The organism is Arthrobacter sp. 10T413_2 (genome assembly GCF_056394205.1).
Map to the genome: position 1 here is coordinate 1 of NZ_JBFTHK010000055.1, position 25,405 is coordinate 25,405.

Sequence of the window (25,405 nt, forward strand, 5' to 3'; positions counted from 1 at the left end):
GAGTTCGCGCAGCTCCAGCGGGGTGAACTTCACCTGKGCCGGGCCGCGGCGGCCGAAGACATGGACGTCGGTGACCGGCGAGTCCTTGAGGGCCCGGTAGACATTGTCCGGGATTTCGGTGACCAGGAGTTCATCGGCGTGCTTGACCAGCATGCGGGCCACGTCCAGGGCCACGTTGCCGTTGCCGATCACGGCGATCTCCTTCGCCTCCAGCGGCCAGTCCCGAGGAACGTCCGGGTGGCCGTCGTACCAGGAGACGAAGTCGGCCCCGCCGAAGGAACCCTCGAGCCCGATCCCGGGAATGTCCAGCTCGGCGTCCTTGATGGCTCMCGTGGAGAAGATGACGGCATCGTAGAAGGCGCGGAAGTCATGCAGCGTCAGGTCCCGGCCGTAGGTGACGTTGCCAAGGAACCGGATGTCGCCGCGGTCCAGGACCTTGTGCAGGGCGTTGACGATGCCTTTGATCCGGGGATGGTCAGGAGCCACCCCATAGCGGATCAGGCCGTACGGCGCCGGGTATGCCTCKAAGAGATCGATGCTGACCTCGACGTCGCCGTCTTTGACCTCATTGGACTTCGTCAGGATGTCCGCGGCGTAGACGCCGGCCGGACCCGCGCCGACAATGGCGACGCGGAGGGGACGAGTGGATGTGGATTCGGCCGAGTTGGACACCGGGAGCCCTTCTGAGTCTTACGGACAGCGCCAGTACATACAGCGCACAGGCCCCTATTCTAAATGTCGCCGGGCGGCCTGTGGCCCGGTTGGTAGGAATAGGCGCCGTGCAGGTGGTGTTATTGGTCTTGTGCCTAAGCCCGAACGATCCTTCTCCCCCGCCCCGCCGACCGACCCGCGCGTCCCGGCCCCTGCAGGGCGGCCGGCGCCGCAGCCGCCGGCCGGACTCGCGCCGGTAGATAAGGAAACGACGCCGGGGATCCTGTTCGGGATCGGCGCGTACGGGCTGTGGGGACTGCTGCCCCTGTACTTCTATGCGCTCCAGCCTGCCGGCGCGATCGAAATCGTCGCCAACCGGGTGGTCTGGTCCCTCGTGTTCTGCGTCCTGCTGATCACCGTCACGCGCTCCTGGCGGGTGCTGGCTGCTGCGTTCCGGAACCGCACGGTGATCGGACCGCTGTCCATCGCCGCGGCTCTGATCGCGGTGAACTGGCTGACCTACACCTACGGCGTGACCACCGGCCAGGCCGTCGAGGCCTCCCTGGGCTATTTCATCAACCCGCTGGTCTCGGTGCTGCTGGGGGTCTTTGTGCTGAAGGAAAAGCTGCGGCCGTTGCAGTGGGCCGCCGTCGGCATCGGCTTTATCGCGGTGGGCGTGCTGACAGTCTCCTACGGCAAGCTCCCCTGGATCGCCCTGACGCTCGCGCTGAGCTTTGGCCTGTACGGCTTCGTCAAGAAGCGTGTTGGCCCGCGGGCGGACGCGATCACCAGCCTCACCGTGGAGACGATCGTGCTGGCCCCGGCGGCTGCGGCCACCATGATTGTGCTCGCGGTCAGCGGGGCGGCCACGCTGGCCTCCAACGGCGCCGGGCACTTCTGGCTGCTGGTCGCGTMGGGTGTMATCACCGCCGTGCCGCTGCTGTTCTTCGGGGCCTCTGCCCGCCGGCTGCCCATGACCACAATCGGCCTGTTGCAGTACTTCGCACCCGTGCTGCAGTTCATTGTGGCGCTTGTGGTGTTCAAGGAACCCATGACTTTGGACCGCTGGATTGGCTTCGGCGTCGTGTGGCTGGCACTGCTCGTGCTGACGCTGGACATGCTGCTGGCGGCCGGGAAGAACTCCATGATCCGGAAACGGGCCCGCGCCGCCGCCTAGCAGGACTGCACCGGCGGGTTAGCCGTCTGCGCGCCAGGGCCGCCGTGCGTTAGTGTCATCATGAAGGACACGTTGGGGCGGAATTAAGGATTGCTGGTGCCAGAAAACGATCTTGAGACTCCGGGCGGCCGGGATATCTCGTCCCTGGGCTTCGACAGCAGCGGTATCCTGCGCCTCGAGTGGGCCCGGGGCATCGTCATTGACGCCCCGAATGCCCAACTCGCCATGGATCGGGTCAATGCCATGTGCGACGGCCGGCCCACGCCGCTGCTGATCGACATGGCCACCACGGAATCCGTCAGCCGGGCCGCGCGGGCCGTGTTCGCCAAACGCTGTGACGCGTCGGCCATCGCGCTGCTGGGCGCGTCCGCCGTTGACCGGGTTCTCGCCAACTTCTTCCTGGGCGTCAATTCGGCACCAKTCCCCACGCGCTTTTTCACCGACCGCGATGAGGCGGTCCGCTGGCTGATATCGCAGGGCCATGACGGGGCGTGACGACGACCGCCGCCTCGAGGAACTCGTAGACGGCATCGTCGTGCTGTCCTCGGGCGATCTCTCCAACCGCCTAGAGGTCTCACCGGCACGGGACGGCATCGACGCCGTCACGACCGGCATCAATCTGCTCGCTGAAGAGCTTCAAAGCATGTACGAAGATATGGAAGTCCGGGTCGCCGAGCGGACCGCGCTTCTGGAAGCGGCCAAAGCCGAACTCCGGCGCGTCATCAACACTGACGAACTGACGGGGCTGGCCAGCYGCTCGCTGTTGCAGGAAAAAGTGGMCGAGGCCGTCGCCGGAGCGGGCGGGGGCCCCCAGCCCGCGCTCATCCTGCTGGACCTCGACTCCTTTCGGCTCATCAATGACAGCCTTGGCCATGCCGCCGGGGACGCCGTCCTGCGGGAGGCAGCCCTGCGGCTGGGCGCTGCAGCCGGAGCCGGTCACTTGATCGCACGCCTCAGCGGCGATGAGTTCGCCGTGCTCGTGGTGGGCCAGGAACCGGACGCCGTGCTGGAGATCGCATCCCGCCTCGGTGAATCGCTGAAGGACAGAATCGTTGCCGGCGGTGTCGCGGTCGCCCTGACGGCCGGAACCGGGGTGCGGCTGGGCGAACCCGGGCTGCGCAGCGAGGAGCTCATCCGCGATGCCAACATCGCCATGCATGAGGCCAAGAAGCGCGGCCGGGACACCCTCCTGGTGTTTTCCGCGGCCATGCACGAGGCCGCCAAGCAGCGGGTTCACCTGGTGGCCGAGCTCCGGACGGCGCTGGCAACAGACGAGCTCGAGCTGGAATACCAGCCCATCATGGATCTGCGCACGGGGACGATTGCCGGGACGGAGGCCCTGATTCGGTGGCGCCACCCGGACCTGGGTCTGCTTGCGCCGGATACGTTCCTCGACGCCGCTGACGAGGCCGGGCTCACTGTGGAAATCGGCCACTGGGTGCTCCGGAACGCCATCGCGCAAACCGGGCACTGGAAGTCCGATCCGGGGCTTCCGGCGGACTTCAGCACCCACATCAATCTCTCACCGGCGGACCTGCACCATGTCGATCTGGCGCCGTATGTCGAAGACCTGCTGGTCCGGCACAGCGTCGAACCGCGCCATATCTCGATTGAAATCACCGAGACCGCGATCATGCGCGGCGGCCCGGAAGTGGCAGCCACCATGCAGTCGCTCAATGAGCTTGGCGTCCGGATCGAGATCGACGACTTCGGCACGGKCTATTCCTCCATAAGCTACCTGCGCACCCTCCCTGCCTCGCAGGCGAAGATCGACAAGTCCCTCCTGGACGGGCTGACCACGGACCGGCAGCAGGAGACCTTCGTCGCGGCCATCTTGCAGCTGATCCATTCGGCCGGCCTGGGTGCCGTGGCCGAGGGCATCGAGGACCGGGAGCAGGCGGACCGGCTGCGGCACCTGGACTGTGAATTCGGCCAGGGATATTTCTTCAGMCGGCCCCTGCCCGTAGCGGACATGACTGACCTGCTGGCGCACAGGGACGGCGCAGCCGCATGAGCGGAGCCGGTGCTGGGGGCACGAAAAACACAAGTACGCAGAACACAGCCACGAAGAACACAGGCACGCACAAGGCGGCGGACACGCTCCGGATGGTGGCCCGGGTGGTGGCCCTGTCCCTGCACCGGCCCCGGCGCCCGGACCGGCGCTGGGATGAGTTCTGGCGCGGGGTGTCGCAAGGGGTGCTCACGGAACCGATCATCTGGGATACTTCGACCGCCGGCGACGACGAAGTGCGGCAGCATCTGCAGGCCCTGGCGKCCCTGATGGACACCAGCCTTCCGGTGGTCGATCTCGGCTGCGGGAACKGAKCCCTCTCATGCCGGCTCGTCGAGGTCTTCCCGTCGGTGATGGGCGTCGATGTCTCGCCTGCGGCMGTGGCCGCGGCGCAGTCCGCCCACGCGCACGTCCTGGGCCTCAGCTTCCGGAGCCTGGATGCCACCCGGCCGGCCGCCGCGGCCGCGCTCGCGCACGAACTCGGCGACGTCAACGTCTTTGTCCGCGGCGTCTTCCACGTCCTTAGCCGGCGACGCAAGGCACGCCTTGCGGATTCCATCAAAACGCTCCTCGGCACCCAGGGACGGATTTACCTGGTGGAGACAAATGTCCCGGGCGGGGCGCTGAGCTATCTTCGGGGCCTGGGCGCCACAGGCGAGCGGATCCCGGGACCRCTCCGCCAGGCAATTTCTGCCCTGCCGAAACCGGGCCATTTCGGCCCCAGGCAACGCTCTCGGGCGTTCCCCGAACGGCACTGGACCCTCATCGCGGAAGGTCCCGGCGTCCTGGCAACGGTGCCGATGGAGACCGGCGKACCGCCCGGCAGCATTCCGGCGTACTGGGCGGTCCTGGCCCCGCGGCCCCAAACCTCCGGGAACTAGACCTCCGGGAATCAAACCTCMGGGAAGGTATCCACCCGCTGGTAGTCGCGCGGCACAACCACCATCKGCACCGGGAGTGCGCGCAGCACCTTGTTGGCGGTACTGCCGATGAAGAGTTTGTATTTCTCCGCCAGACGGGAGGATCCCACGATCATGACCTCGCCGTCGTCCCATTCCAGGTCGTCGATCGCTTCCTCGATCGTGCGCCCGTGGGCGACTTCCACACTGACGTGGTGGCCCTCCGGCAGGCGGTGCGCGGCGGCGGCGAGCACGGTATTAGCATGGATGTGGGCGGCGTTGACGTTTTCCCCGCCCTCCTCGTCGACGTCCAGTTCCACAAGGGAGACCAGCCGGAGCGGGACGCCGCGGCGCTCGGCGGATTCTATGGCGACGTCGATCGCTGCTTCTGCCCCGGGGCGCTGGCCCACGGCGAGGGTCAGGCGCGTGATGGGTTCGGTCCGGCGGTAACCGCGCGGCGCCAGTGCCACCGGAACCGGGGCGGCGTGCAGGAGCGCGTTGGCCACGCTGCCTATGGTGTGCCGTTTGAAGAGGCCGTTGCTGGCGKCGCCGACCACGATCAGGCCGGCCCTGTACTCGAGGGCCGCGTCGATGAGGCCCGCCGCGAACGAGTCCGCCTGGCGGACGTGAAAGTGCGCCTCCAGCCCTTCCGGGACCAGAGCCATACCCTCGCGTTCCGCCGATTGCATCTGCTGCTCCGCGGTGCTGGCGCGGCTTCCTTCCGGTTTCACGGCCGCATAGGGCGTGTGCCGGTCCACCACATAGACAAGGTCAAGATGCGCTCCCTGGGCCCGGGCCATGGCCGCAGCCAGGGCAACGGCGTCCGCGCCGCGTTCAGTGGGCGTATAACCGACTACGTATCGCATGTATGAACCCCTTATGGGTCTGTGGCAGACGCCAGCTGCGCCCCGGGGGTTCCGGGCGTCGTCGGCCGGGCTGCGTTCCTGCAGTGGTAGKAACGACTCTAGTCCAGAGACCTAAGAAACGGTGGTGACTTATGGCCCTGAGCTGCACAATCTTCTGTGTCTACGCTGGGATGGTCGAGGGGAGACCATCATGAATGTCATCAGCAACCGCCGGAACGGGTCGTGGACTGGCGGGCTGGGAGCTTTGACGCTCCTACTCGTCCTCACCGCCTGCACCCCGCCCGCGCCGCAGCCGTCGGCCAGCAGCCAGCCGCCGTCGCCTTCGCCGACCGCGACAGCGAGCCCGTCGCMGTCGGCGACCGGTGATGCTGATGAAACGGCACCCCCGCAACCCGGCGACAAGGTGATCTCGTCCACGATCACCCACGACTGGTCGGTGCCAAAGTCCGGCACCCCGTTCCACACGGACCACKAGAACCCCGTGCCCATCGCGCCTCCGCCGGCGGCCCCGCTGCCCACGCTGTACGCCATCGGCGCAGGCCAGCACCCCTCCGACGCCCCGCCCTATGACCAGCTGAGCTTCCGGTTCAACGGCGGCTTCCCCAGCTACGACRTCGAGGTGGTCCCCGAACTCATCGCCGACGGCAGCGGCCAGCCGATCGAGATGCCGGGAACGGGAACCATCCTTGAGGTGACGTTCCATGGCGCCCAGGCGCACACCGCGGACGGCAAGGCCAGCACGGTGACGAGCGCCCCGGCGCCGTCGATCGGCTATGAGGCTCTCACGAGCTACGCGCCGGCCGGGGACTTCGAGGGTGTGCTGACATACGGGATCGGCGTAGGTCGGCCCATGTCCACGGTCCCGGAGACGAAGGTGCGCGTTTACGAGGTGGAGAAAATTGAGCAGGGCCAGCATCTGTATGTCGTGGCGATCCAGCTGGACGCGACCGCCTGGAAGTAGCGAACGGGAAGTCAGGGCTTAAACAGCGGAAGAGCCGCGGATGATGTGTCCGCGGCTCTTCCGTTTTCCGGCTAGACCGGTCTCCKGGAAGGGATTGCCTTCCCGGCAGCTTGTTGGCTAGTGGCTCAGGCGTTGGCCTTGATGGCCGCGGCCAGGACCTCGAGGCCGTCCAGCAGCAGCTCGTCGCTGATCACCAGCGGAGGCAGCAGCCGGATGACGTTGCCGTAGGTGCCGCAGGTGAGGATGATGACACCCTCCTTGAGGCAGGCCGCGGCGACGGCCTTKGTCAGCTCCGGGTTCGGTTCCTTGGAACCGGCCTGGACGAGCTCGATCGCCAGCATGGCGCCGCGGCCGCGGACATCGCCGATCACGGGCTGCTCGCTCGCCAGTTCACGCAGCTTGCCGAGGGCGATCTCCTCGATGTGCTTGGCGCGGGCGTTGAGGTTGTACTGCTCCATCGAGCCGATGGATGCCAGAGCAGCGGCGCACGCTACCGGGTTGCCGCCGTAGGTGCMGCCGAGGCCGCCCGGGTGGACGGCGTCGAGGAGGTCGGCGCGGCCGGTGATGGCCGAGAGCGGCATGCCGCCGGCGATGCCCTTGGCCATGGTCAGGATGTCCGGGACAACACCTTCGTGGTTCACGGCGAACCATTCGCCGGTGCGGCAGAAGCCGGACTGGACCTCGTCGGCGATGAAGACGATGCCCTTGTCCTTGGCCCACGCGGCCAGCGCCGGCAGGAAACCCTCGGCCGGGACAATGAAGCCGCCCTCGCCCTGGATGGGTTCGATGATGATGGCGGCAACCTGGTCGCCGCCGATCTGCTTCTCGATCATGGTGATGGCGCGCTTGGCGGCCTCGGCGCCGGTGATCTCCGGGTTCTCCTCGCGGAACGGGTAGCTCATCGGCATGCGGTAGACCTCGGGCGCAAACGGGCCGAAGTTGGTCTTGTACGGCATGGCCTTGGCGGTCAGCGCCATGGTCAGGTTGGTGCGGCCGTGGTAGGCGTGGTCAAAGGCGACGACGGCGTCCCGGCCGGTGGCCAGGCGGGCCACCTTGATGGCGTTCTCGACAGCCTCGGCACCGGAATTGAAGAGCACGGTGCGCTTCTCGTGGTCGCCCGGGGTGAGGCGGTTCAGCTGCTCAGCAACGGCCACATAGCCTTCGTAGGGCGTGACCATGAAGCACGTGTGGGTGAAGTGCTCCACGGCTTCCTTCACGGCGCCGACGACGGCGGGGTCCGAGGCGCCGACGCTCGTCACGGCAATGCCGGAGCMGAGGTCGATGAAGGAGTTGCCGTCGACGTCGTGGATGATGCCGCCGTCGGCGTCGGCCACGAACACCGGAACGCTGGACGCGACGCCGGMGGCGACGACCGCCTTGCGGCGCTCGGTCAGCGCAACGGACTTGGGGCCCGGGAAGTCGGCCTGGACGCGGCGCTTCTGCTCGAGCCGGTAGGTGATGTCATGTGCGGTGGTGGTCATGGGAAAGCCTTTCTAAGCGTGCGGTTAAGCGCGCGAGTTATGCGTCAGGTTGAGTTATGCCACTGCGATGGGCGGTTGCGTTATGCGACAGCGTTATGCGGCTGCATTATGCGTCGAGCGCACTCATGACGTGCTTGATGCGGGTGTAGTCCTCGACGCCGTACATGGACAGGTCCTTGCCGTAGCCGGACTGCTTGAAGCCGCCGTGCGGCATTTCGGCGGTGAGGAGGATGTGGGTGTTGATCCAGACGGCGCCGAAATCGAGGTCGCGGCTCAGGCGCATGGCCGTGCCGTGGTTCGAGGTCCAGACGCTGGAGGCCAGGGCGTAGTCGACGTCGTTTGCCAGTTCCACGGCCTCGTCCTCGGTGCTGAACTTCTGCACCGTGATGACGGGACCAAAGGCTTCCTTCYGCACGATGTCGTCGCTCTGCTTGGCGCCGGTGACGATGGTGGGCTCGAAGAAGAAGCCCTTGTCTCCCGCCTGATGGCCGCCGGTCTCGATCTTGCAGTTTTCCGGGAGGGACTCCACCAGGGCCTTGACCGTGTTGAAGTGGTTGACGTTGTTCAGCGGGCCGAAGTAGTTGTCTTCGTCGTTCTGCGAGCCGGTGCGCAGGGTCTTGGTGTGTTCCACCAGGGCTGCCACGAGGTCGTCGTAGGCGGAGTCCTGGACCAGGACGCGGGCGATGGCGGTGCAGTCCTGCCCGGCGTTGAAGAAGGCGAACTCGGCGATGGCCGCGGCGCTCTTCTTGATGTCGGCGTCGGCGAAAACGACCGCAGGGGCCTTCCCGCCGAGTTCCAGGTGGGCGCGCTTAAGTCCCTTGGCGGCGCCCGAGGCGACGGCGATGCCGKCGCGGACGGAGCCGGTGATGGAGACCAGGCCGGGGACCTTGTGCTCCACCATCAGGGCGCCGGTCTCGCCGGTGCCCAGCACCATGTTCAGCACGCCGGCCGGGAAGATCTCGCCGGCAAGCCGGGCCAGGACCAGAGTGGATTCCGGGGTGGTGTCCGAGGGCTTGAGAACCACGGTGTTGCCGGCGGCCAGGGCGGGGCCGATCTTCCAGATGGCCATGAGGAACGGGTAGTTCCACGGGGCAACCTGAGCCACGACGCCGATCGGTTCCCGCCGTACGTAGGAGGTGTGGCCTTCGAAGTACTCGCCGGCGGACTTGCCTTCCATGATGCGGGCCGCACCGGCGAAGAAGCGCAGCTGGTCGGCGCCGGCGGCGACTTCCTCCGAGGCGATCAGGGAGCGGACCTGGCCGGTGTTGCGGTGCTGGGCCTCAACGATTTCGTCGCTGTTGGCCTCGACGGCATCCGCGAGCTTGAGCAGCATAAGCTGGCGCTGCCCGGGCGTGGTGTGCTTCCAGGTCTTGAAGGCGTTCTTGGCAGCCGTCATGGCGGCGTCGACGTCGGCCTGCACCGAGATCGGCGACTGTGCCACCACGTCGCCGTTGGTGGGGTTCACGATGGGCATCATCCCTGTGCCGGCGGGGGTGACAAACTCGCCGTTGATGAAGTTCTGCAAGGTTTGAACCACGGTGTACAACCTCTTTCTTACTGCCAATGACGGATGTGGGGCTGGTCACGAGCCTATGCCAGCAGGGCAAGCCAGGGAATAGGCACCTGCACACCATCCCCGCAATGCTTTAGTGCGCTTGACCAGCACCCGGCTATCCTGAATCCATGGCCATTTCACTCGCCGCACTACTGGGTGTTCCGTCCCTCAGACTCACCAAGGCCGGCCTCGCCGAAACCACCTGGCACCAGGACATTCTCTGGGTGGCCGTCACCGAACAGGAGGACCCGCAGCGGTTCCTCAACGGCGGCGAACTGATCCTGACCACGGGCATGCGGCTCAAGAGCGCCGCGGAGCAGCGCCGCTTCGTGCGTCAGGTCCAGCGGGCCGGGGCGGTCGGGATCGGCTTCGGGGTCGGCCTGACGCACGACGCCGTGCCGCCGGCACTGATCGCCGAGGCCAACCGCTGGGGGCTGCCGGTGGTGGAAGTACCGTACGAAACCCCCTTCATCGCCATCGGCAAGATCGTGGCGGACGCCCAGTCCGCGGACCACCTGGTCAAGCTCGAGCGGCTCATTGCCGGGCACCAGATCCTGGCGCGGGCCCTTCTGACCGGCGGCGGGCTCGCCGAACTCCTGAAACATCTGGGGTCGATGCTGCGCACCGAGATCGTCCTGACCCAGTTCACGGCGCAGCTGTACAACAGCGTGCCCGGCCACCCGGCCCACACGGCCGAGGGCTGGGCGTCGTACCCCATCCCGACCGGCCGCCGCGATGCCTGCACATTGTGGGTGAAGCAGCCGTTTGAGGACTCGGGCATCGTGGGCTACGCCCAKAACCTGATTAGCGTCGAACTCAACAACATGGTCAAGCAGCGCCAGGCCCAGCGGGCGCTGGCCGGCCAGGTCCTCGAAGATGTCATCCACGGGACGCTGGAGACGTCCGAAGCCACCCGGCGCCTCGCCGGCGTCGGCATCAACAGCACCCGCAAGAACGTGGTCCTGCTCGCCGAATCGGCGGCCCACAACAAGCAGCTCGGAAGTTCATCCCTGCCCCAGCCGCTCGAAGCGGCGGTCAGCGCCGTCGTCGGGAAGGACCTCGTGGTGGTGATGCCCGACGACGGCAGCGGCGCCAGCGCCCTGGCCCRCCGACTCAGCGACCACCTCGCGGAGGCCGGGATCCACGCCACGATCGGCATTGGCGGTGCCTACACCAAGCCGAACGGCCTGCGGTGGAGCTATTTTGAAGCCCGCGATGCGGCCACCCACGGCCTGCCGGTCAACGAGCCCGAGCGGCTGAGCCTGACCTCGCTGCTGCTGGCCAGTGAGGACGTTCCGCTGGCGGACATGGCCAACGAATCACTGAACCCCCTGCGGGCCTTTGACGCAGCGCACGGCGCCGAACTCATGACCACGCTGGAAAGCTACCTCAACAACAACGGCTCGGTGGCGGCCGTCGCCGAGGAACTCACCCTGCACCGCAACACGGTCCGCTACCGGCTGGCGCAGATCACCGAGCTCACCGGCTACGACCCCGCCCAGACACCGGACCGGGTGCAGCTCTGKCTCGCCTTGGCGGTCCAGCGGCTCAGCGCCCGGCACCCGCGCTAACACTCTCCCACTCCGCCCCCAGCCCGTCCCCCAAGCACCGCGGGGATCACTTCGCGCCCATCCGAGGTCGTATGATTCTGCCGTCCTGACACGGGCGCGACGTGACCCCCGACGCTTTAGGGGTTGTCTCTTTCGGAGATATTCGCCACTAAAGGCTGACTATCAAACATCAAACGTCTAACCTTTAACAATGGCAAGCATGGCTAGCAGCACGGCGGTTTCCGCTCTCCCCCAGACAGCTCCACCCGGCACCCGGCGCCCGCGTGGCGTGATCGTGGCCGGCGTCGTGGCGCTCGTACTGATCGGCCTGAACCTCCGCGCCGGCATCACCGGCTCCGCCGCACTGTTCCACGACCTGCAGGCCGTCCTGGGGTACGGCCCGCTGATCGCGGCCCTGCTCMCCTCGATCCCCACCCTGTGTTTCGCGGTGGCCGGGGCGGCCACCTCCTGGCTCACCCGGCAGTTGGGGCTGGAAAAGGCCATCCTGCTCTCCCTCGTGATGCTGGCCGCCGGACTGCTCCTCCGGGGCATCCCGTCCACCGGAATGCTGCTCGCCGGGACCGTGGCGGGAATGTCCGGGCTGGCCGTCTGCAATGTGGCGATGCCCGCCTTCATCAGGGTGCACTTCGCAGACCGCACGTCGCTCATGACGGCCCTGTACACCTTGACCATGACCACTGGCGCCACCGTCACCGCCGTGCTGATCGTGCCGGTGTCGCAAGCCCTTGGCTCGCCGTCCGCGGGCGTCGGGTCCATCGGAATCCTGGCCCTGTGCGCCTGCCTCGGCTTCCTCCCGATTGCGGTGCACGCCCACCGTAACGCGTCCCCGGTCAAGGCCGCCCGCGTTTCCCCGTGGCCCCTGCTGCGGACCCGCACCGGCGCGCTGATCACCCTCGGCTTTACGGTGCAGGCGCTCCTGGCCTATGCCGTCCTCAGCTGGTTCCCCTACATGCTGGMCACGACCGGGCTCTCCGCGTCCGACAGCGGGMTGATGTTCGGGCTCATGMAGCTCGTCTCCGTCCMTGCCGGCATGGTGCTGGTGGCCATCGGCTCGCGCCCCCGGATGCTGCGGACCTCGTTCTACCTGGCCACCGTGACAATGGCGTTCGGCGTCCTGGCCATGCTGGTCCTCCCCGCTTCCTGGGCTCCGCTGACCGCGGTGCTGCTGGGCTTCGGGCTCGGGATCTTCCCGCTGGTCATGGTGATGATCAGCCGCAGCGGCCGCACCACGGCCGAGACCACCGCTCTGTCCACCGTGGCCCAGTCCGCCGGGTACCTGCTGGCGACCCTCGGGCCGTTCGGCATGGGCCTGCTGCACAGCGCCACCAACTCCTGGACTCTGCCGTTGGCGCTCCTGCTGGCAGTGGCCCTGGGCCAGATCGCCGTGGGCCACCTGCTGACGGGCCGGCCCGCAGAACAACGGCCGGCGAAACTGCCGCCTGCTGCCCCGCACACCGCTCCGCACCCGTTGGAAGGAATCCGGCGATGACACTCACTTCTTCGCACCGGCCTCCATTGGCGGAGGAAATCACTGCCAAGCTGCGGGCGCTGATCCACTCGGGCGAGTGGCCGCTGCAGCAGCGCATTCCGGCCGAACCGGAACTGATGGCCGCGTTCGGCGTCTCCCGCGGCACCCTGCGTGAGGCCATCAAGGCGCTCGCCCACAGCGGCATGCTTGAAGTCCGCCGCGGGGACGGCACTTACGTGCGCGCCACCAGTGAGATCGCGGGGGCCACGCAGCGGATGTATGCGGATCACTCCCAGGGCCACATCCTGGAGGTCCGCGTCGGGCTGGACACCCAGGCCGCCCGGCTTGCCGCACGCCACGCCACGGGCGACGACATCGCCGCCCTGCGCGGATTGCTCGACCAACGCCGCGCCGCCTGGCTGGTCGAAGACTATCCTGCGTGGGCCCGTGCCGACTGGGACTTCCATGTGCGGGTGGCCCAGGCCTCCGCCAACCCGCTCCTGCACGAGCTGTATGTCAGTTTCGGTGTCGTCTTCCACAATGATCTGCTCCGGCAGCAGCGGCGGATCGGTTTTAACGGACTGCCGCATGAGGGCCACGACGAACTGGTGGACGCCATTGCCGCACGTGATGAGGCGGCCGCCGTCGAGAGCGTCACCCGGAACCTGAACTCCTGCGCTGAGTGGCTGCAGGAGTAGTTCCCGAGGGTTTTCCGAAGGTGCCGGGACAATGCTCTGTCTCAGCCTGTGCCCCTGCGCCCAGCAGCGGGGGCCCGGCAGGCCGAAGGCCTCCGGGCAGGAACTTCCGTTCCTCCCGGGGGCCTTTGTGCTGCTCCGAGAGCATCGCTGCCCACGCCCGTCCGTCCCGTACTCCCGTGTTCAGGTGCAGCTCAATAGGGTCTTAGTGCCGTAGACCCTGCCCTGGCCAGGGTCAACACTGAAAGTTGCAGGACGCTGCGCGAGCGTTCACGCKATTGGTGCACGTGCTCTTCCGCACACTACCCGGACGACTGTGCCGGACTCACCGGATCTCGCAGTGCGGCACCTTGATTCGCCCCAGCAAGGACTCGGCGAGGAGGTCGATGGTGGGCAAGAAGAAGAAAAAGAAGAGCGMCGGCGAAAAGGCGGGGCAGGACGAGCAGTCGACAACAAAAATGCGCCGCAAGGAATATGAGGCGGAGATGGCCGACCTGCAAGGCGAGCTGGTGGCCCTGCAGGAGTGGGTGAAGTCCACCGGGGCCAAGATCTGCATCGTGTTTGAGGGCCGCGACACGGCCGGCAAGGGCGGCACGATCAAGCGCATCGTCGAGCGGGTGAGCCCCCGGGTGTTCCGGGTGGTGGCGCTCCCCACTCCGACAGAGCGGGAAAAGTCCCAGATGTACCTGCAGCGGTATATGTCGCACTTCCCCGCGGCCGGCGAGGTGGTCATCTTCGACCGCAGCTGGTACAACCGGGCCGGCGTGGAGCGCGTGATGGACTTTTGCACTCCGGAGCAGACCCAGAGGTTCCTGAACATGACCCCGCTGGTGGAAAAAGCGATGGTCGACTCCGGAATCATCCTGCTCAAGTACTGGCTCGAGGTCAGCGCGGACGAGCAGACGCGGCGCCTTGAGAGCCGCATGGACGATCCCCGCAAGACGTGGAAGCTGTCCCCCATGGATATGTTGTCCTACAGCCGGTGGTACGACTACTCCCGGGCCAGGGACGCCATGTTCGAGGCAACGGACACCGCCTGGGCGCCGTGGTACGTCGTGAACAACGAGGTCAAGAAGCGCGGCCGGCTCAACATCATCAGCCACCTGCTCAGCCAGGTGCCCTACGAGCCGTTCCCCGGGCTCGAGGTCGAGCTCCCGAAGCGTCAGAAGGCCGGCGACTACCGGGAGCCGACCCTGGCGGTACGGCACATCCCGACCCCGTTCTGAGCAGCGCCCCGGCGATGAGGAGAAAGTCATGAATGACAATTCCGGAGCCGCAGCCGGCTTGGCCCCCGCCGAGGCGGAGGCCACGTGGTACGCGCTTGCGCCCGCGGACGTTGCAACCGAGCTGCGGGTGGACCCGGCCCGCGGCCTGAGCACAGCCGAGGCGCAGGAGAGGCTTGAGGAGTACGGACCGAACGCCCTGGCCGCCGCGAAGCCGGAGCCGGTGTGGAAACGGTTCTTCAAGCACTACCGGGACTACATGCAAATTGTGCTGGTGGTCGCCGCGCTGGTCAGCCTGCTGATCGCGGAATACGGAACAGCAATCGGGCTCGCCCTGCTGACGTTGTTCAACGCCTGGCTGGGATATCACCAGGAAGGCAAAGCCGAAGAAGCGGCCGCCTMCCTGGGCCAGATGATGAAGGCGATGGCCAAGGTGCGCCGCGACGGTGATGTTGTGGAGCTCCCCGCCGAGGAGATCGTGCCCGGGGACATCGTGGTGGTCGATGCCGGGGACCGCGTCCCCGCCGACGGCCGGGTCATCCTGGCGGCGACCTTGCAGATCGAGGAAGGTGCCCTGACCGGCGAGAGCGTCGCGGTCGAGAAGGACACGGGGGCCATCAACCGGCACGACGTCGGCATCGGTGACCGCCTCAACATGGCGTTCATGAACACGAACGTGACCCGGGGCCACGGCGAGATCCTCGTTACCACCACGGGTATGGGCTCAGAGGTCGGCCACATCGCCAACATGCTGTCCGGGCAGAAGGTGGAAAAGACCCCTCTCACCAAGCAGGTGGACCGGCTCACCATCTTCATTATCATMGCGGCGCTCTTCGCCTTCGTCGCAATCRTCATCATGGGCCTGGCCGCGGGCGAATCCTTTGCGGTGCTCTTCGGGATCGGCGTGGCGCTGGCCGTCGGCTCGATCCCGGATGCGCTGCCCGCCGTCGTCACCACGATCCTGTCTGTCGGTTCGGTCAACATGGCCAAGAAGAACGCCATCATGAAGGTCCTGCCCKCGGTTGAGACGCTGGGCTCGACGTCGGCGATCAATTCGGACAAGACGGGTACCCTGACCCTGAACCAGATGACGGTGCGCGAGATCACCACCGTTCAGCACCACTACACCGTGAGTGGCGAGGGCTACAGCTTCGACGGCCAGGTCCAGCGGACCACCGGCGACGCCGAGCGGAACCTGGACTACGTCATGTACTCCTGCGCCCTGTGCAACGACTCCGACATCAACGACGGMGAAGTGGTCGGGGACCCCACCGAGGCGGCGCTGTACGTGCTCGCGCAAAAGGGCGGCGTGGACGTCAGGGAGTTCCGCCGCAACAACCCGCGCGTCGCGTCGGTCCCCTTTGACTCCGACTACAAGTTCATGGCCACCTTCCACCGGATGCCCGGCGCCGACGGCAGGCCCGTGATCCGGGCCTACGTAAAAGGGGCACCCGATGTCCTGCTCAACAGGTCATCGTTCGCCCGGATGCCCGGCGGCCGGTCCGAGTCCCTCACCGAGGAGATGCGCGGGAAAGTGCTCGCCGAGAACGAGCGCATCGCCAGCCAGGGCCGGCGGGTGCTCGCCCTGGCGCAGCGGGAGTTCGATCCGGCGACATTCGACCCCGCGGGCGACCTCATGGCGCTCATGCAGGACTTGGAGATTACGGCGCTGATCGGCGAGGTCGACCCGCCGCGCGCCGAGGCGGTGGCCGCCATCGCCAAGGCCAAGCACGCCGGCATCCGGGTCCGGATGATCACCGGCGACCACGCCATAACGGCAGCGGCAATCGCCAATGAGCTCGGCATCAGGGGCCGTGCGGTGACCGGTGCCGAGTTCGCCGCGATGAGTGATACGGAGGCCGACAACCAGGTCGACGGGATCGGCGTGATCGCCCGGGTAGCTCCCGAACACAAGGTCCGGTTGGTCGAGGTGCTCAAGCGCAAGGGCCACATCGTTGCCATGACCGGCGACGGCGTCAACGATGCCCCCGCGATCGCGGCGGCCGACATCGGGATCGCGATGGGCATCACGGGCACCGACGTCGCCAAGGGCGCGGCCAAGATGATCCTTGCCGACGACAACTTTGCCACCATCGTGGCGGCGGTCGAAGAGGGCCGGCTGGTGTACGACAACCTGCAGAAGTTCATCCGGATCCAGGTAGCCAACCTGTTCATGTTTATTCTGGCGTTCATCGGATCCTCCGCATTCGCCATTGMCGGCACCGCGCTGCTCAGCCCGGCCCAAGTGCTGTGGATCCACATGGCAATCGTCGCCCCCATTGGCGCGGTGATGGGACTGGACCTCGCGACACCGGGCATCATGGACCGCAAGCCGCGGCCCTTCAATCAGCCGATCATCGTCCGGTCGATGATGGTGCGGCTGTTCGTCGTCGGGCTGTTCATGGCGGCCGCGACGCTGATCCTCGTGCAGATCGGCAAGACCACCTACGATTCCCTCGAAGTCGGCCAGACCATGGCAATTGTGGGCCTGGGCTTGATGAATATCGCCGTCGCCCTCAACCTCCGGTACCCCACGGAGAGTGCCTTCGGGCCTTCCACCATATCCAACCCGAAACTGCTTTGGGCCTTCGCGTGGGCCTTCATCGGATCGATGCTGATTACCCAGATGCGGGTGCTGCAGGACCTGTTCGGCACCGTCCCGCTCACCGGCCAGCAGTGGGTGGCCTGCCTGGTTCCGGCCGCAGTGCTGCTGCTCCTCGGCGAACTCTTCAAGCTGGTCCTGCGGGTCCGGCGGCATGCAGGCGCGCACGCCAAGGGCGCGGCCCCGGCCGTTCCTGCCTAGGCGCCCGGTTCCTGCGTGAGCGTGCAACTGCCGAGGGCCGGAACGCGACGTTCCGGCCCTCGGCAGCTTGTGGCGGCAGTGGACGTTGTGCTAGCGGGCGAGTCCCTTGAACACGTTCTTCGGGCGCTGCATTTCGCCGTGCTTGGCGCCGAGGACAATCACCCAGCCGGCGAACACCGGGATGGCCCACTGCAGGATCTTCAACTGCTGCTGCGCGGAACGGAGTTCCTCCGAGGCTTCCGGCTTCGGCTCGGTGGCACCCTTGGCGCCCTCGGCGGCCAACTTCTCCACCTTGKCGCCCTGCAGGCCGGCGTACAGCGTCACGGCGGCGCCTGCGAGGGTGACGATGGACTTGTAGACCGTCAGCCGCGTGACGCCGTCCTGCTTAGCCATCCGGCCCTTGTTCCCCCACATGATCGCGAGGCCGGAAAGGAAGTGCGCGCCAAATGCGGCCGCCTGGAACGGGGCCCACTTCTTCCAGCCCAGGCTCGACAGCCGTGTACGTTCCGCGGGGTCCTTGGCTTCCGCCGTGGCACCATTTAGACCAATGGCGCCCATCAGCGAACCGCCGAACCAGGCGCCTGCCGTGAGGTCGTGAATGGATCGGGCAACAAGATTACCTGCCATGGTGAGCTTCCTATCGTCTGTAATTCGAACCCGGAATCGCGGCGGCCAACCGAAGGCCACATCTCGGCTATGGTAAGCACACTTAGTAAAAACTTGATAGTCCCCCAATCTCAACCGCGGGCCTGATGCCTATTCCAGTCCTTGTTGCCGGGCGAGCGTTGGGGTTATCGTGTGAGCTATCCCCGGAACCGTTCGTTCTGCTCGTCCGGGGGCGGGTTCTCCGAGGTGAGCCATGAGTTATATCCCAGTCAGTAGACGCACCATCAGAAGGCACCGCGAATCCGAGCGGTCCACGCGGCGCCTCGTCGTCATCCTGTGCGCAGCGGCCGCCGCGGCATGGCTACTATCCGTCACGCTGTCCACGGCAGTCMACGTGGACACCTTTGCCCACAACGTCGCCGTCGTACTTCACGTGCTGTCCCTCGTGGTGGCCTTTGGCGCCATTATCCTGGTGGACTGGCACGGCTTCCTGTGGCTCATCGGCCGACGCAAACTGGCCGAGATCATCCGGCTCGACGGGGCGGCCACACCGCTGATCTGGGGCGGCCTCGCGGGCATGCTGGCTACCGGGGTATTCCTGAACCCGCATTTGAACAACCCCATGACGGACGTCAAACTGGCCGCCGTCCTTGTGCTCAGCTTGAACGGGATCATGCTCATCCCGCTCATGCGGCGGCTGGCGCGGCTGCCTTCCGATGCCTCGTTCGCGGACCTGACCATCGGGCAGCGGATCCACATGATGTTGTGCCTGGTCATCTCGCAGGCCTGCTGGTGGACGGCGATCATCATCGGGTTCATGAACGGGATGTTCTGACAGCTATCAGGCATCCCGGCCCGACAAGGCGACCACGTCACCTTCCTGGTACAGCAGTGCCCGGAGCTCGGATTCGGCGGATTCCAGCCGTTTGGGGTCGATGGTCTCCCCGGAGGCGAAATGGTCCAGCAACCGGGGGTCCACGTAGCTTTTGCGGGCGATCGACGGCGTGTTGCCCAGGACTGCGGAGGCATCGACCATGGCCCGGCTCACCGCACGTTTGCGGGCGGAAGCCTGCGCCTGCGGACCGCTCTGCGCGAGGMTGACGGCCGCCGCGACTGTTCCGCGCAGGGTACGGAAGTCCTTGGCGGTGAAATCCTCGCCCGTGCGCTCCTTGACGTACTGGTTGATGTCCGGGCTGGACACCGGGTGCCAGCGCCTGCCGACCTTATAGGCCAGCAGCCGGGCGTTGCCGCCGCGCCGCTTGAGCTGGCGCACGACGGCGGCGAGGTCGGCGTCGTCGATCCGCGATTCCCACGTCTTGCCGCTCTTGGCGGGGAAACTGAGCCTTAGCTCGTCCTTGTGCACGCGGACGTGGGCGCACAGCAGGGTGGCCAGGCCGTGGCTGCCGTTCTCGTTGGTGTACCGCTCCGAGCCCACCCGGAGCGAGCCGCTGTCCAGCATCCGGAACGCGGCCGCCAGCACGCGCTCCCGGGTGAGCCCGTCCGAGCGCAGGTCCATGGTGACCCGGCGGCGTGCTGTCGGGAGGGTTTCGGCGAGCTGGAGGGCGCGGTCGAATTTGAGCCGGTCCTTATTCTCCCGCCAGCTTGGATGGTAGATGTACTGTCGGCGTCCGACGGCGTCGAGTCCCGTCGCCTGGATGTGCCCGTTGTCGTACGGGGCAATCCAGACGTCGGTCCAGGCCGGCGGAATGCCGATATGTTCCAGCCGGTCCCGCACCGGGCCGGCCGGAAGCGTGGACCCGTCCAGGTCCTTGTAACTGAAACCGGTCCCGGCGGGGACCCGGCGGTATCCGCGGCCGGACGCGTTGCTGTGACGGAGCCTCATCGGCCGGATCCTGGGTGCCTGGCGGTGTCCATGACGGTAAGCCTACTGACTAGCCGCCGGGATCTCCCACACATCAAACAACGCGGGGTCCCCTCGCGCCCATGATCCCCTGTGGGATAGGCGCGAAGTGACCCCGCGTTGCTGTGTTGGAGTGCGCCTAGAGCTGGGCTGCCACTCCGCCGCGGGAAATCTCCACCATCTCCTGGCGCGGGACTACCTTGATGCGTTCACGGGCGACCTCAACGCCGTACGATGCGCCGGCCGCCGTCGCCGCGTCGCCCAGGCCACGCTCGTGGGCGTMGAGCGMCAGCCAGCCTTCCCAGCTTGTGTACTCCACGCCGCGGCGCTCCAGGAGTTCGATGACGGCCTCCGGGGCGGGTGCTGCGGCCAGCGGCAGGTTTTCGCGGTCTTCGAGCAGGTAGGTCACGGTTTCCAGCGCGTCGCCCTTGGTGTGGCCGATCAGGCCCACCGGTCCGCGCTTGATCCAGCCGGTCGCGTAGATCCCCGGCACGTGGGTGCCGGCGGCATCCAGAACGCGGCCGCCGTCGTTCGGCACGACGCCCTTGCTGTGGTCGAACTCGACCTCGGGCAGCGCGGAGCCGAAGTAGCCGATGGCGCGGTACACGGCCTGGACCGGGTAGTCGACAAACTCGCCGGTGCCGCGCGCGTTGCCTGTGCCGTCCAGTTCGGTGCGCTCAAACTTGATCCCGGCGACGCGGCCGGGTGCCTCGGCGTCGTCGTAGACCTCCACCGGGCTGTGCAGGAAGTGCAKGTGCAGGCGCCGGGACGCCTTGAGCTCGGAGAGGTCCTCGGGCTGTTCGGCGATCCAGTTGGTGAGCGTGCCCACCATGGTCTTGGTCTGGTTGTTGCTCTGGATCTGCCGGTCGKACTCGGCGTCGAACTCAAAGTCCTCGGCGTAGAGGATGATGTCGACGTCCTTGGAGTGCGAGAGTTCGCGCAGCTCCAGCGGGGTGAACTTCACCTGGGCCGGGCCGCGGCGGCMGAAGACGTGCACGTCAGTGACGGGCGAGGACTTCAGACCGGCGTAGACGTTGTCCGGGATTTCGGAGACCAGGAGGTCATCGGCGTGCTTGGAGAGCATGCGGGCCACGTCCAGGGCCACGTTGCCGTTGCCGATCACGGCAATTTCCTTGGCCTCCAGCGGCCATTCGCGGGACACGTCCGGGTGGCCGTCGTACCAGGAGACGAAGTCGGCGCCGCCGTACGAGCCCTCGAGCTCGATGCCGGGGATGTTCAGGTCCGMGTCCTTGATAGCGCCGGTGGCGAAGATGACGGCGTCGTAGTGGGTGCGGAGGTCATCGATGGACAGGTCCGTGCCGTAGTCCACGTTGCCGAAGAACCGGATGTCGCCGCGGTCCAGGACCTTGTGCAGGGCGTTGACGATGCCCTTGATGCGGGGATGGTCGGGGGCCACGCCGTAGCGGATCAGGCCGTAKGGTGCCGGGTAGCGGTCGAAGAGGTCGATGCTGACGGTGAGTTCGCCGCTCTTGACGGCCTCGCTCTTGGTCAGGATGTCCGCGGCGTAGACGCCGGCGGGGCCGGAGCCGACGACGGCGACGCGCAGCGGGCGGGCGGCGGTTCCTACGGTGGTGCTAGTTGACACGGCTGTGTTCCTTTTTCTTCTGCATCCGTTGCTCCACAAACGCMCTTTTGAGGCTTGATAACGGCGGTTATGGAGCAATCGACGGGGTTTAGGGGGTCAGTACTCGGGTCTTGACGGTGCGGGCGGTGCGTGGGGTGTTCGGGGTGGTAGTGCTGTAGTCCGCGGTCTTGAAGTGCGACGGCGCGAACGGGCTGACACGGACGACGTCGCCGATCACGATCACGGCGGGGTTCGCGACGCCGGCCGCCTCGGCCTGGTCCGCGATGGTCCCGAGCGTCCCGATGGTCACMCGCTGGTCGGGCAGGTAGCCATTCTCTACGATGCCAACCGGCGTGCCTGCTGGCAAACCGGCACGGGCCAGGGAATCCGCGGAATCGCGGAGCTGGCCCACGCCCATGAGCAGGATCACGGTGTGGTCGGCGCGGGCCGGGACCTCGGAGAGCTCCTCGTGGCCGGTGACCACGCTAAAGCCCTTGGCCAGCCCGCGGTGCGTGACGGGGATGCCCGCGGCGGCCGGGACGGATATGGCGGAGGTGACGCCCGGGACCACCTCAACGTCCACGCCGTGCTGCCGGCAAAATTCGGCTTCCTCGCCGCCGCGGCCCAGGACGTACGGGTCGCCGCCTTTGAGCCGGACCACGCGGTGGCCCTCCCGGGCCTCGTCAACCAGGATCCGGTTGATCTCGGCCTGCGGGACCGGGTGGTGGCCGGGAGTCTTGCCGACCTCAATCACGCGGACGTCGGGGGCGAGTTCGGCCAGGAGCTCCCGCGGGCCGAGGCGGTCCGCGACCACGACATCGGCCTGGCCCAGGAKCCGGCGGCCGCGGACGGTGATGAGTCCGGTGTCGCCGGGTCCGCCGCCCACAAGGGCCACGGCGCCGTCTGTTGAATCGGCCCGCGCCCGCTGGCGGCGCAGCGGGAGGTCTCCGGTTTCCAGGGCGGTGGCGACGGCGTCGCGCAGGGCCATGGCGCGGCGCGGGTCTCCCCCGGCGTTGACGGCGATCTTGACGTCGTCCACGACGGCGACGGCGGGCGTCCAGGCTGCGGAGGATTCGTGGTCGGAGGCATTGACGCACCAGATGCGCCGCGCCTCGGCGTCGGCCGAGACCTGCGCGTCCACGGCGGCGTCACCGGTGGCKGTCTGGACGAACCAGACGCCGTCGACGTCGGACGGGCGGTACGCCCGGGGCTCCCAGCTCAGGAGGMCGGCGCCGATAAGGTCCTGGAGCGGCGCGGAGGCAACGGGGGCCACCACCGTGACGCGGGCTCCGGCGTCGAGCAGTCCCTTGGCGCGCCGCGCGGCGACGGGTCCGCCGCCAACCACCAGCACGGGACGGCCGAGGAGGCGCAGCGCCGTGGGGTAAATGTCCTGAATTGCCATGMATCGACGATAGGGCGGCGTCACATGGCGGAACAACGGCACGGAAACACCAGTTCACGCAAGGTAACGCCGCGTMACATAGTGGCACCCGCCGACGAGGGACGGCGGAGCCCGGTGGAGCCCTATTTCACGGCGATGAGTTCGATCAGCCTGATGTCCGGATCCTTGGCGAGCATGGCCGGACCGTGTTCGCCGAGGGCGGCGGGAATGGCGCCGTTGAGGTGGGCCTGGCGGTCCTCCTCGGAATCGAAGGTGTCGAAGATGCCGAAGGTGTTCTCGTTGACCCGGAAGGCGTACCAGGTCCGGGTTCCGGGTTCGTTGAGCACGATCTCGCGGCCCCCGTTGAGGAAGTCCCAGACATCCTGTTCCTTCCCCGGCTTGGCTTCGACCAGGGCCAGCACGCCAAATTTTGCTGCCACAGCGACCTCCTAGGATTCAGACTTGGAATCAGTCTTGGAATGGGCCGGAACCCGGCCTCTAGGCGTGAGTGTAGGCCTGTGCCCGTGCCCCGGCAAGGAGTCATGGCAAAAGCAACGCGGGGTCACTTGCGGCCCATAATTCCGAGGATTATGGGCCGCAAGCGTCCCCGCGTTGCTATGTAAGGGGTGACGTCAAGGTGGGCGTGCTGCTTGGTGCTGTGCCTAGCGGGTGCTGCCGGCGAGGAGGCCCCGGCGGCGGAGCAGCCGCTTTTCGATCGGGGCGAAGACAAGCAGTTCGATCAGGATGCCGACGGCGAGGATCAGCAGGATGGCGGACATCACGATGGTCATGTCGGACAGGACGCGGCCCTGGTCCAGCATGGAGCCCAACCCGAAGCCGATKGTGCCGCCGACGGCGATGATTTCCGCCGCCATGAGGGAGCGCCAGGAGAACGCCCAGCCCTGTTTGAGGCCGCTGAGGTATCCGGGCAGGGCGGCCGGCAGGATGATCTGCAGGGCAAGTTGGAGCCGCGACGCCCCCAGGACCTTTCCGACGCTGCGGTACTGCGGCGGAATCTGGTCCACGCCGGAGATCAGGCCATTGATGATCGAAGGGATGGCACCCATGAACACCACGAAATACACCGTGGCGTCGGTGAGCCCGAACCAGAGGATGGCGGCGGGCACCCAGGCCACGGACGGCAGCACCTGCAGCCCGGAGATCAGCGGCCCGAACGCGCGCCGCAACGGTGCCATCTGCGCCAGCAGGAGCCCCACCGGCGTCGCGATGACCACGCTGATGAGGAAGCCCACGACGCCGCGCTGCAGCGACGTCCAGACGGCCTCCTGCAGCTTGCCCTCGCTCCACAGGGTTCCAATCTGGCTGATGACGTCCATCGGGCCGGGCACGATGTCCCGACGCTTGAAGCCCAGCGACACATACAGCTGCCAGAGGATGACCAGCACCGCGAGGGCAGCGACCGGCAGCAGTATCCTGCTCCAGTCGATGCGGGCCTTACGGATGGAGTCGGACTGGAGGGAATCCAGGCCCGCTTCGAGCTCGCGCAGGTCTTCCTTGCCGCTGGAGGAGCGGGTCAGGGCCGCGGTGACCGACACCGCGCCGGGCTTCGCGCCCGGTGCCGCCCCGGGAGTGGCATCCAAGGCATAGGCCGAGGGACMCGACGCGAGCTTGCGAGCGTTGGGAAGGCCGTTGCCGCTTTCGGAGCCGGCCGCTTCGTCCGCAGGACGAAAGCGGTCCGGCGAAGGTGCGGGGGCGGCATCGGGCGTGGAGCTCCAAAGGAACTTACTTGGCATGGCGGCGGATCTCCTCGCGTAGCCGGGCGGTGATGACGCCGGTGAGCTGGCCTGCCAGGCCGGCGTCGGTGCGGTGTTCTTCGGTGACGTGCCATTCCTCCACCACCCGGCCGGGCCGGGAGGAGAGCAACAGCACGCGCTGGCCCAGCCGGACGGCCTCGCGGACGTTGTGCGTGACSAAGACGATGGTGCGGCCGGTTTCCTTCCAGATGCGTTCCAGCTCGTCATGGAGCAGGTCGCGCGTAATCGCGTCCAGCGCCGCGAACGGCTCGTCCATGAGCAGCAGCTGCCGGTCCTGGGCCAGGKAACGGGCCAGGGCCACGCGCTGGCGCATCCCGCCGGAGAGTTCATGGGGACGCTTATCCCCCGCGCCGCCCAGGTGCACCAGGTCCAGCAGCTCCCCGGCGCGGACCCGGCGGTCGGCTTTCCCGACGCCGCGCAGTTTCAGGGCCAGCTCGATGTTTTCCCGGGCCGTCAGCCAGGGAAACAGTGCCGCGTCCTGGAACATGAAGGCGGCGCCGTCGCTGGGCACCTCCAGAGCGCCCGACGTCGGGGCCTCCAGTCCCGCCATGATGTTGAGCAGGGTGGACTTGCCGCAGCCCGAGGCACCGAGCAGGGCGACGAACTCGCCCTGCGCGATGGTGGCGTTGACGTCGTCCAGCACCGGGGCACCGTCGCCGAAGCGCTTGCCCAGGTTTTCCAGTACGACTGGCATGGTCAGGTCCTTACTGTAGTGGCGGATTGCCGGAGGCCAAGGAGTTAGTCCTTKCCGAGTCCTTGGGCGGAGATCTTCCTGGCGGCCACTGCGTTCAGGGCCGTGAGGTCGAAGATGCCGCTGATGTCGGCATGCTTGGTGG

The 25,405-nt window shown here is 67.1% G+C and carries 22 protein-coding genes; 11 read left to right on the forward strand and 11 right to left on the reverse strand.

The window, feature by feature from the left end:
• Positions 1-672: FAD-dependent oxidoreductase (locus AC1DBQ_RS10965; protein ID WP_476928526.1), on the reverse strand; the 672-nt coding region annotated here is incomplete at its 3' end.
• A 130-nt stretch (positions 673-802) separates the two neighbouring features.
• Here AC1DBQ_RS10965 and rarD point away from each other — a divergent pair.
• The 4 genes from rarD (at position 803) to AC1DBQ_RS10985 (ending at position 4,720) form a co-directional block, all read left to right on the forward strand.
• On the forward strand, positions 803-1,828 hold the full coding sequence (gene rarD, locus AC1DBQ_RS10970; RefSeq protein ID WP_476928527.1) for an EamA family transporter RarD: 1,026 nt from the start codon (positions 803-805) through the stop codon (positions 1,826-1,828).
• 90 nt (positions 1,829-1,918) lie between these two features.
• Complete coding sequence (locus tag AC1DBQ_RS10975) at positions 1,919-2,323, forward strand: DUF7793 family protein (RefSeq protein ID WP_476928528.1); 405 nt, start codon at positions 1,919-1,921, stop codon at positions 2,321-2,323.
• Positions 2,310-3,842, forward strand: coding sequence for a putative bifunctional diguanylate cyclase/phosphodiesterase (locus AC1DBQ_RS10980; protein WP_476928529.1), 1,533 nt, complete (start codon positions 2,310-2,312; stop codon positions 3,840-3,842). The genes AC1DBQ_RS10975 and AC1DBQ_RS10980 overlap by 14 nt, the downstream gene beginning before the upstream one ends.
• Positions 3,839-4,720 (forward strand): methyltransferase domain-containing protein, encoded by an 882-nt coding sequence (locus AC1DBQ_RS10985; RefSeq protein ID WP_476928530.1) that lies wholly within the window; start codon positions 3,839-3,841, stop codon positions 4,718-4,720. The genes AC1DBQ_RS10980 and AC1DBQ_RS10985 overlap by 4 nt, the downstream gene beginning before the upstream one ends.
• 11 nt (positions 4,721-4,731) lie before the next feature.
• On the opposite strand, the gene AC1DBQ_RS10990 is transcribed toward AC1DBQ_RS10985, so the two are convergent.
• Entirely contained in the window at positions 4,732-5,604 is an 873-nt protein-coding gene (locus AC1DBQ_RS10990; RefSeq protein WP_476928531.1) for a universal stress protein, read from the reverse strand.
• Between the two features lie 190 nt (positions 5,605-5,794).
• On the opposite strand from AC1DBQ_RS10990, the gene AC1DBQ_RS10995 reads away from it, so the two are divergent.
• Positions 5,795-6,565, forward strand: coding sequence for an AMIN-like domain-containing (lipo)protein (locus tag AC1DBQ_RS10995; protein ID WP_476928532.1), 771 nt, complete (start codon positions 5,795-5,797; stop codon positions 6,563-6,565).
• Between the two features lie 125 nt (positions 6,566-6,690).
• On the opposite strand, the gene gabT is transcribed toward AC1DBQ_RS10995, so the two are convergent.
• Together gabT and AC1DBQ_RS11005 are read right to left on the reverse strand one after the other, a co-directional pair.
• Positions 6,691-8,046 carry a 4-aminobutyrate--2-oxoglutarate transaminase gene (gabT, locus tag AC1DBQ_RS11000; protein WP_476928533.1) on the reverse strand — a complete coding sequence of 452 codons (1,356 nt, stop codon included), beginning with the start codon at positions 8,044-8,046 and terminating at the stop codon, positions 6,691-6,693.
• Between the two features lie 106 nt (positions 8,047-8,152).
• Complete coding sequence (locus AC1DBQ_RS11005; RefSeq protein WP_476928534.1) at positions 8,153-9,583, reverse strand: gamma-aminobutyraldehyde dehydrogenase; 1,431 nt, start codon at positions 9,581-9,583, stop codon at positions 8,153-8,155.
• Positions 9,584-9,729: 146 nt separating this feature from the next.
• Here AC1DBQ_RS11005 and AC1DBQ_RS11010 point away from each other — a divergent pair, with 146 nt between their 5' ends.
• The 5 genes from AC1DBQ_RS11010 (at position 9,730) to AC1DBQ_RS11030 (ending at position 17,361) form a co-directional block, all read left to right on the forward strand.
• Entirely contained in the window at positions 9,730-11,172 is a 1,443-nt protein-coding gene (locus AC1DBQ_RS11010; protein ID WP_476928535.1) for a PucR family transcriptional regulator, read from the forward strand.
• Positions 11,173-11,371: 199 nt separating this feature from the next.
• Complete coding sequence (locus AC1DBQ_RS11015; protein ID WP_476928536.1) at positions 11,372-12,661, forward strand: MFS transporter; 1,290 nt, start codon at positions 11,372-11,374, stop codon at positions 12,659-12,661.
• On the forward strand, positions 12,658-13,338 hold the full coding sequence (locus AC1DBQ_RS11020; RefSeq protein ID WP_476928537.1) for a FadR/GntR family transcriptional regulator: 681 nt from the start codon (positions 12,658-12,660) through the stop codon (positions 13,336-13,338). The genes AC1DBQ_RS11015 and AC1DBQ_RS11020 overlap by 4 nt, the downstream gene beginning before the upstream one ends.
• A 383-nt stretch (positions 13,339-13,721) precedes the next feature.
• A complete protein-coding gene (ppk2, locus tag AC1DBQ_RS11025; RefSeq protein ID WP_476928538.1) occupies positions 13,722-14,561 on the forward strand; it encodes a polyphosphate kinase 2 in 840 nt (279 codons plus the stop codon).
• Between the two features lie 28 nt (positions 14,562-14,589).
• Entirely contained in the window at positions 14,590-17,361 is a 2,772-nt protein-coding gene (locus AC1DBQ_RS11030) for a cation-translocating P-type ATPase (protein ID WP_476928539.1), read from the forward strand.
• Between the two features lie 90 nt (positions 17,362-17,451).
• Here the strand turns inward: AC1DBQ_RS11030 and AC1DBQ_RS11035 are convergent, their stop codons facing one another.
• A complete protein-coding gene (locus AC1DBQ_RS11035) occupies positions 17,452-17,988 on the reverse strand; it encodes a hypothetical protein (RefSeq protein ID WP_476928540.1) in 537 nt (178 codons plus the stop codon).
• A 232-nt stretch (positions 17,989-18,220) separates the two neighbouring features.
• Between AC1DBQ_RS11035 and AC1DBQ_RS11040 the strand changes: the two genes are divergently transcribed.
• Complete coding sequence (locus AC1DBQ_RS11040) at positions 18,221-18,802, forward strand: hypothetical protein (RefSeq protein WP_476928541.1); 582 nt, start codon at positions 18,221-18,223, stop codon at positions 18,800-18,802.
• Positions 18,803-18,808: 6 nt separating this feature from the next.
• On the opposite strand, the gene AC1DBQ_RS11045 is transcribed toward AC1DBQ_RS11040, so the two are convergent.
• The 6 genes from AC1DBQ_RS11045 to AC1DBQ_RS11070 form a co-directional block, all read right to left on the reverse strand.
• Positions 18,809-19,810, reverse strand: coding sequence for a DNA topoisomerase IB (locus tag AC1DBQ_RS11045; RefSeq protein ID WP_476928542.1), 1,002 nt, complete (start codon positions 19,808-19,810; stop codon positions 18,809-18,811).
• Positions 19,811-19,967: 157 nt separating this feature from the next.
• Positions 19,968-21,434, reverse strand: coding sequence for an FAD-dependent oxidoreductase (locus tag AC1DBQ_RS11050; protein WP_476928543.1), 1,467 nt, complete (start codon positions 21,432-21,434; stop codon positions 19,968-19,970).
• A gap of 88 nt (positions 21,435-21,522) precedes the next feature.
• Positions 21,523-22,815, reverse strand: a complete 1,293-nt coding sequence (gene cobA, locus AC1DBQ_RS11055) for a uroporphyrinogen-III C-methyltransferase (protein ID WP_476928544.1) — start codon at positions 22,813-22,815, stop codon at positions 21,523-21,525.
• A gap of 122 nt (positions 22,816-22,937) precedes the next feature.
• A complete protein-coding gene (locus tag AC1DBQ_RS11060) occupies positions 22,938-23,234 on the reverse strand; it encodes a putative quinol monooxygenase (RefSeq protein WP_476928545.1) in 297 nt (98 codons plus the stop codon).
• Positions 23,235-23,456: 222 nt separating this feature from the next.
• Positions 23,457-24,548 carry an ABC transporter permease gene (locus AC1DBQ_RS11065; protein ID WP_476928546.1) on the reverse strand — a complete coding sequence of 364 codons (1,092 nt, stop codon included), beginning with the start codon at positions 24,546-24,548 and terminating at the stop codon, positions 23,457-23,459.
• Positions 24,538-25,263 (reverse strand): ABC transporter ATP-binding protein, encoded by a 726-nt coding sequence (locus tag AC1DBQ_RS11070; protein WP_476928547.1) that lies wholly within the window; start codon positions 25,261-25,263, stop codon positions 24,538-24,540. Before AC1DBQ_RS11070 ends, AC1DBQ_RS11065 begins: the two co-directional genes overlap by 11 nt.
• Between the last annotated feature and the right edge of the window lie 142 nt (positions 25,264-25,405).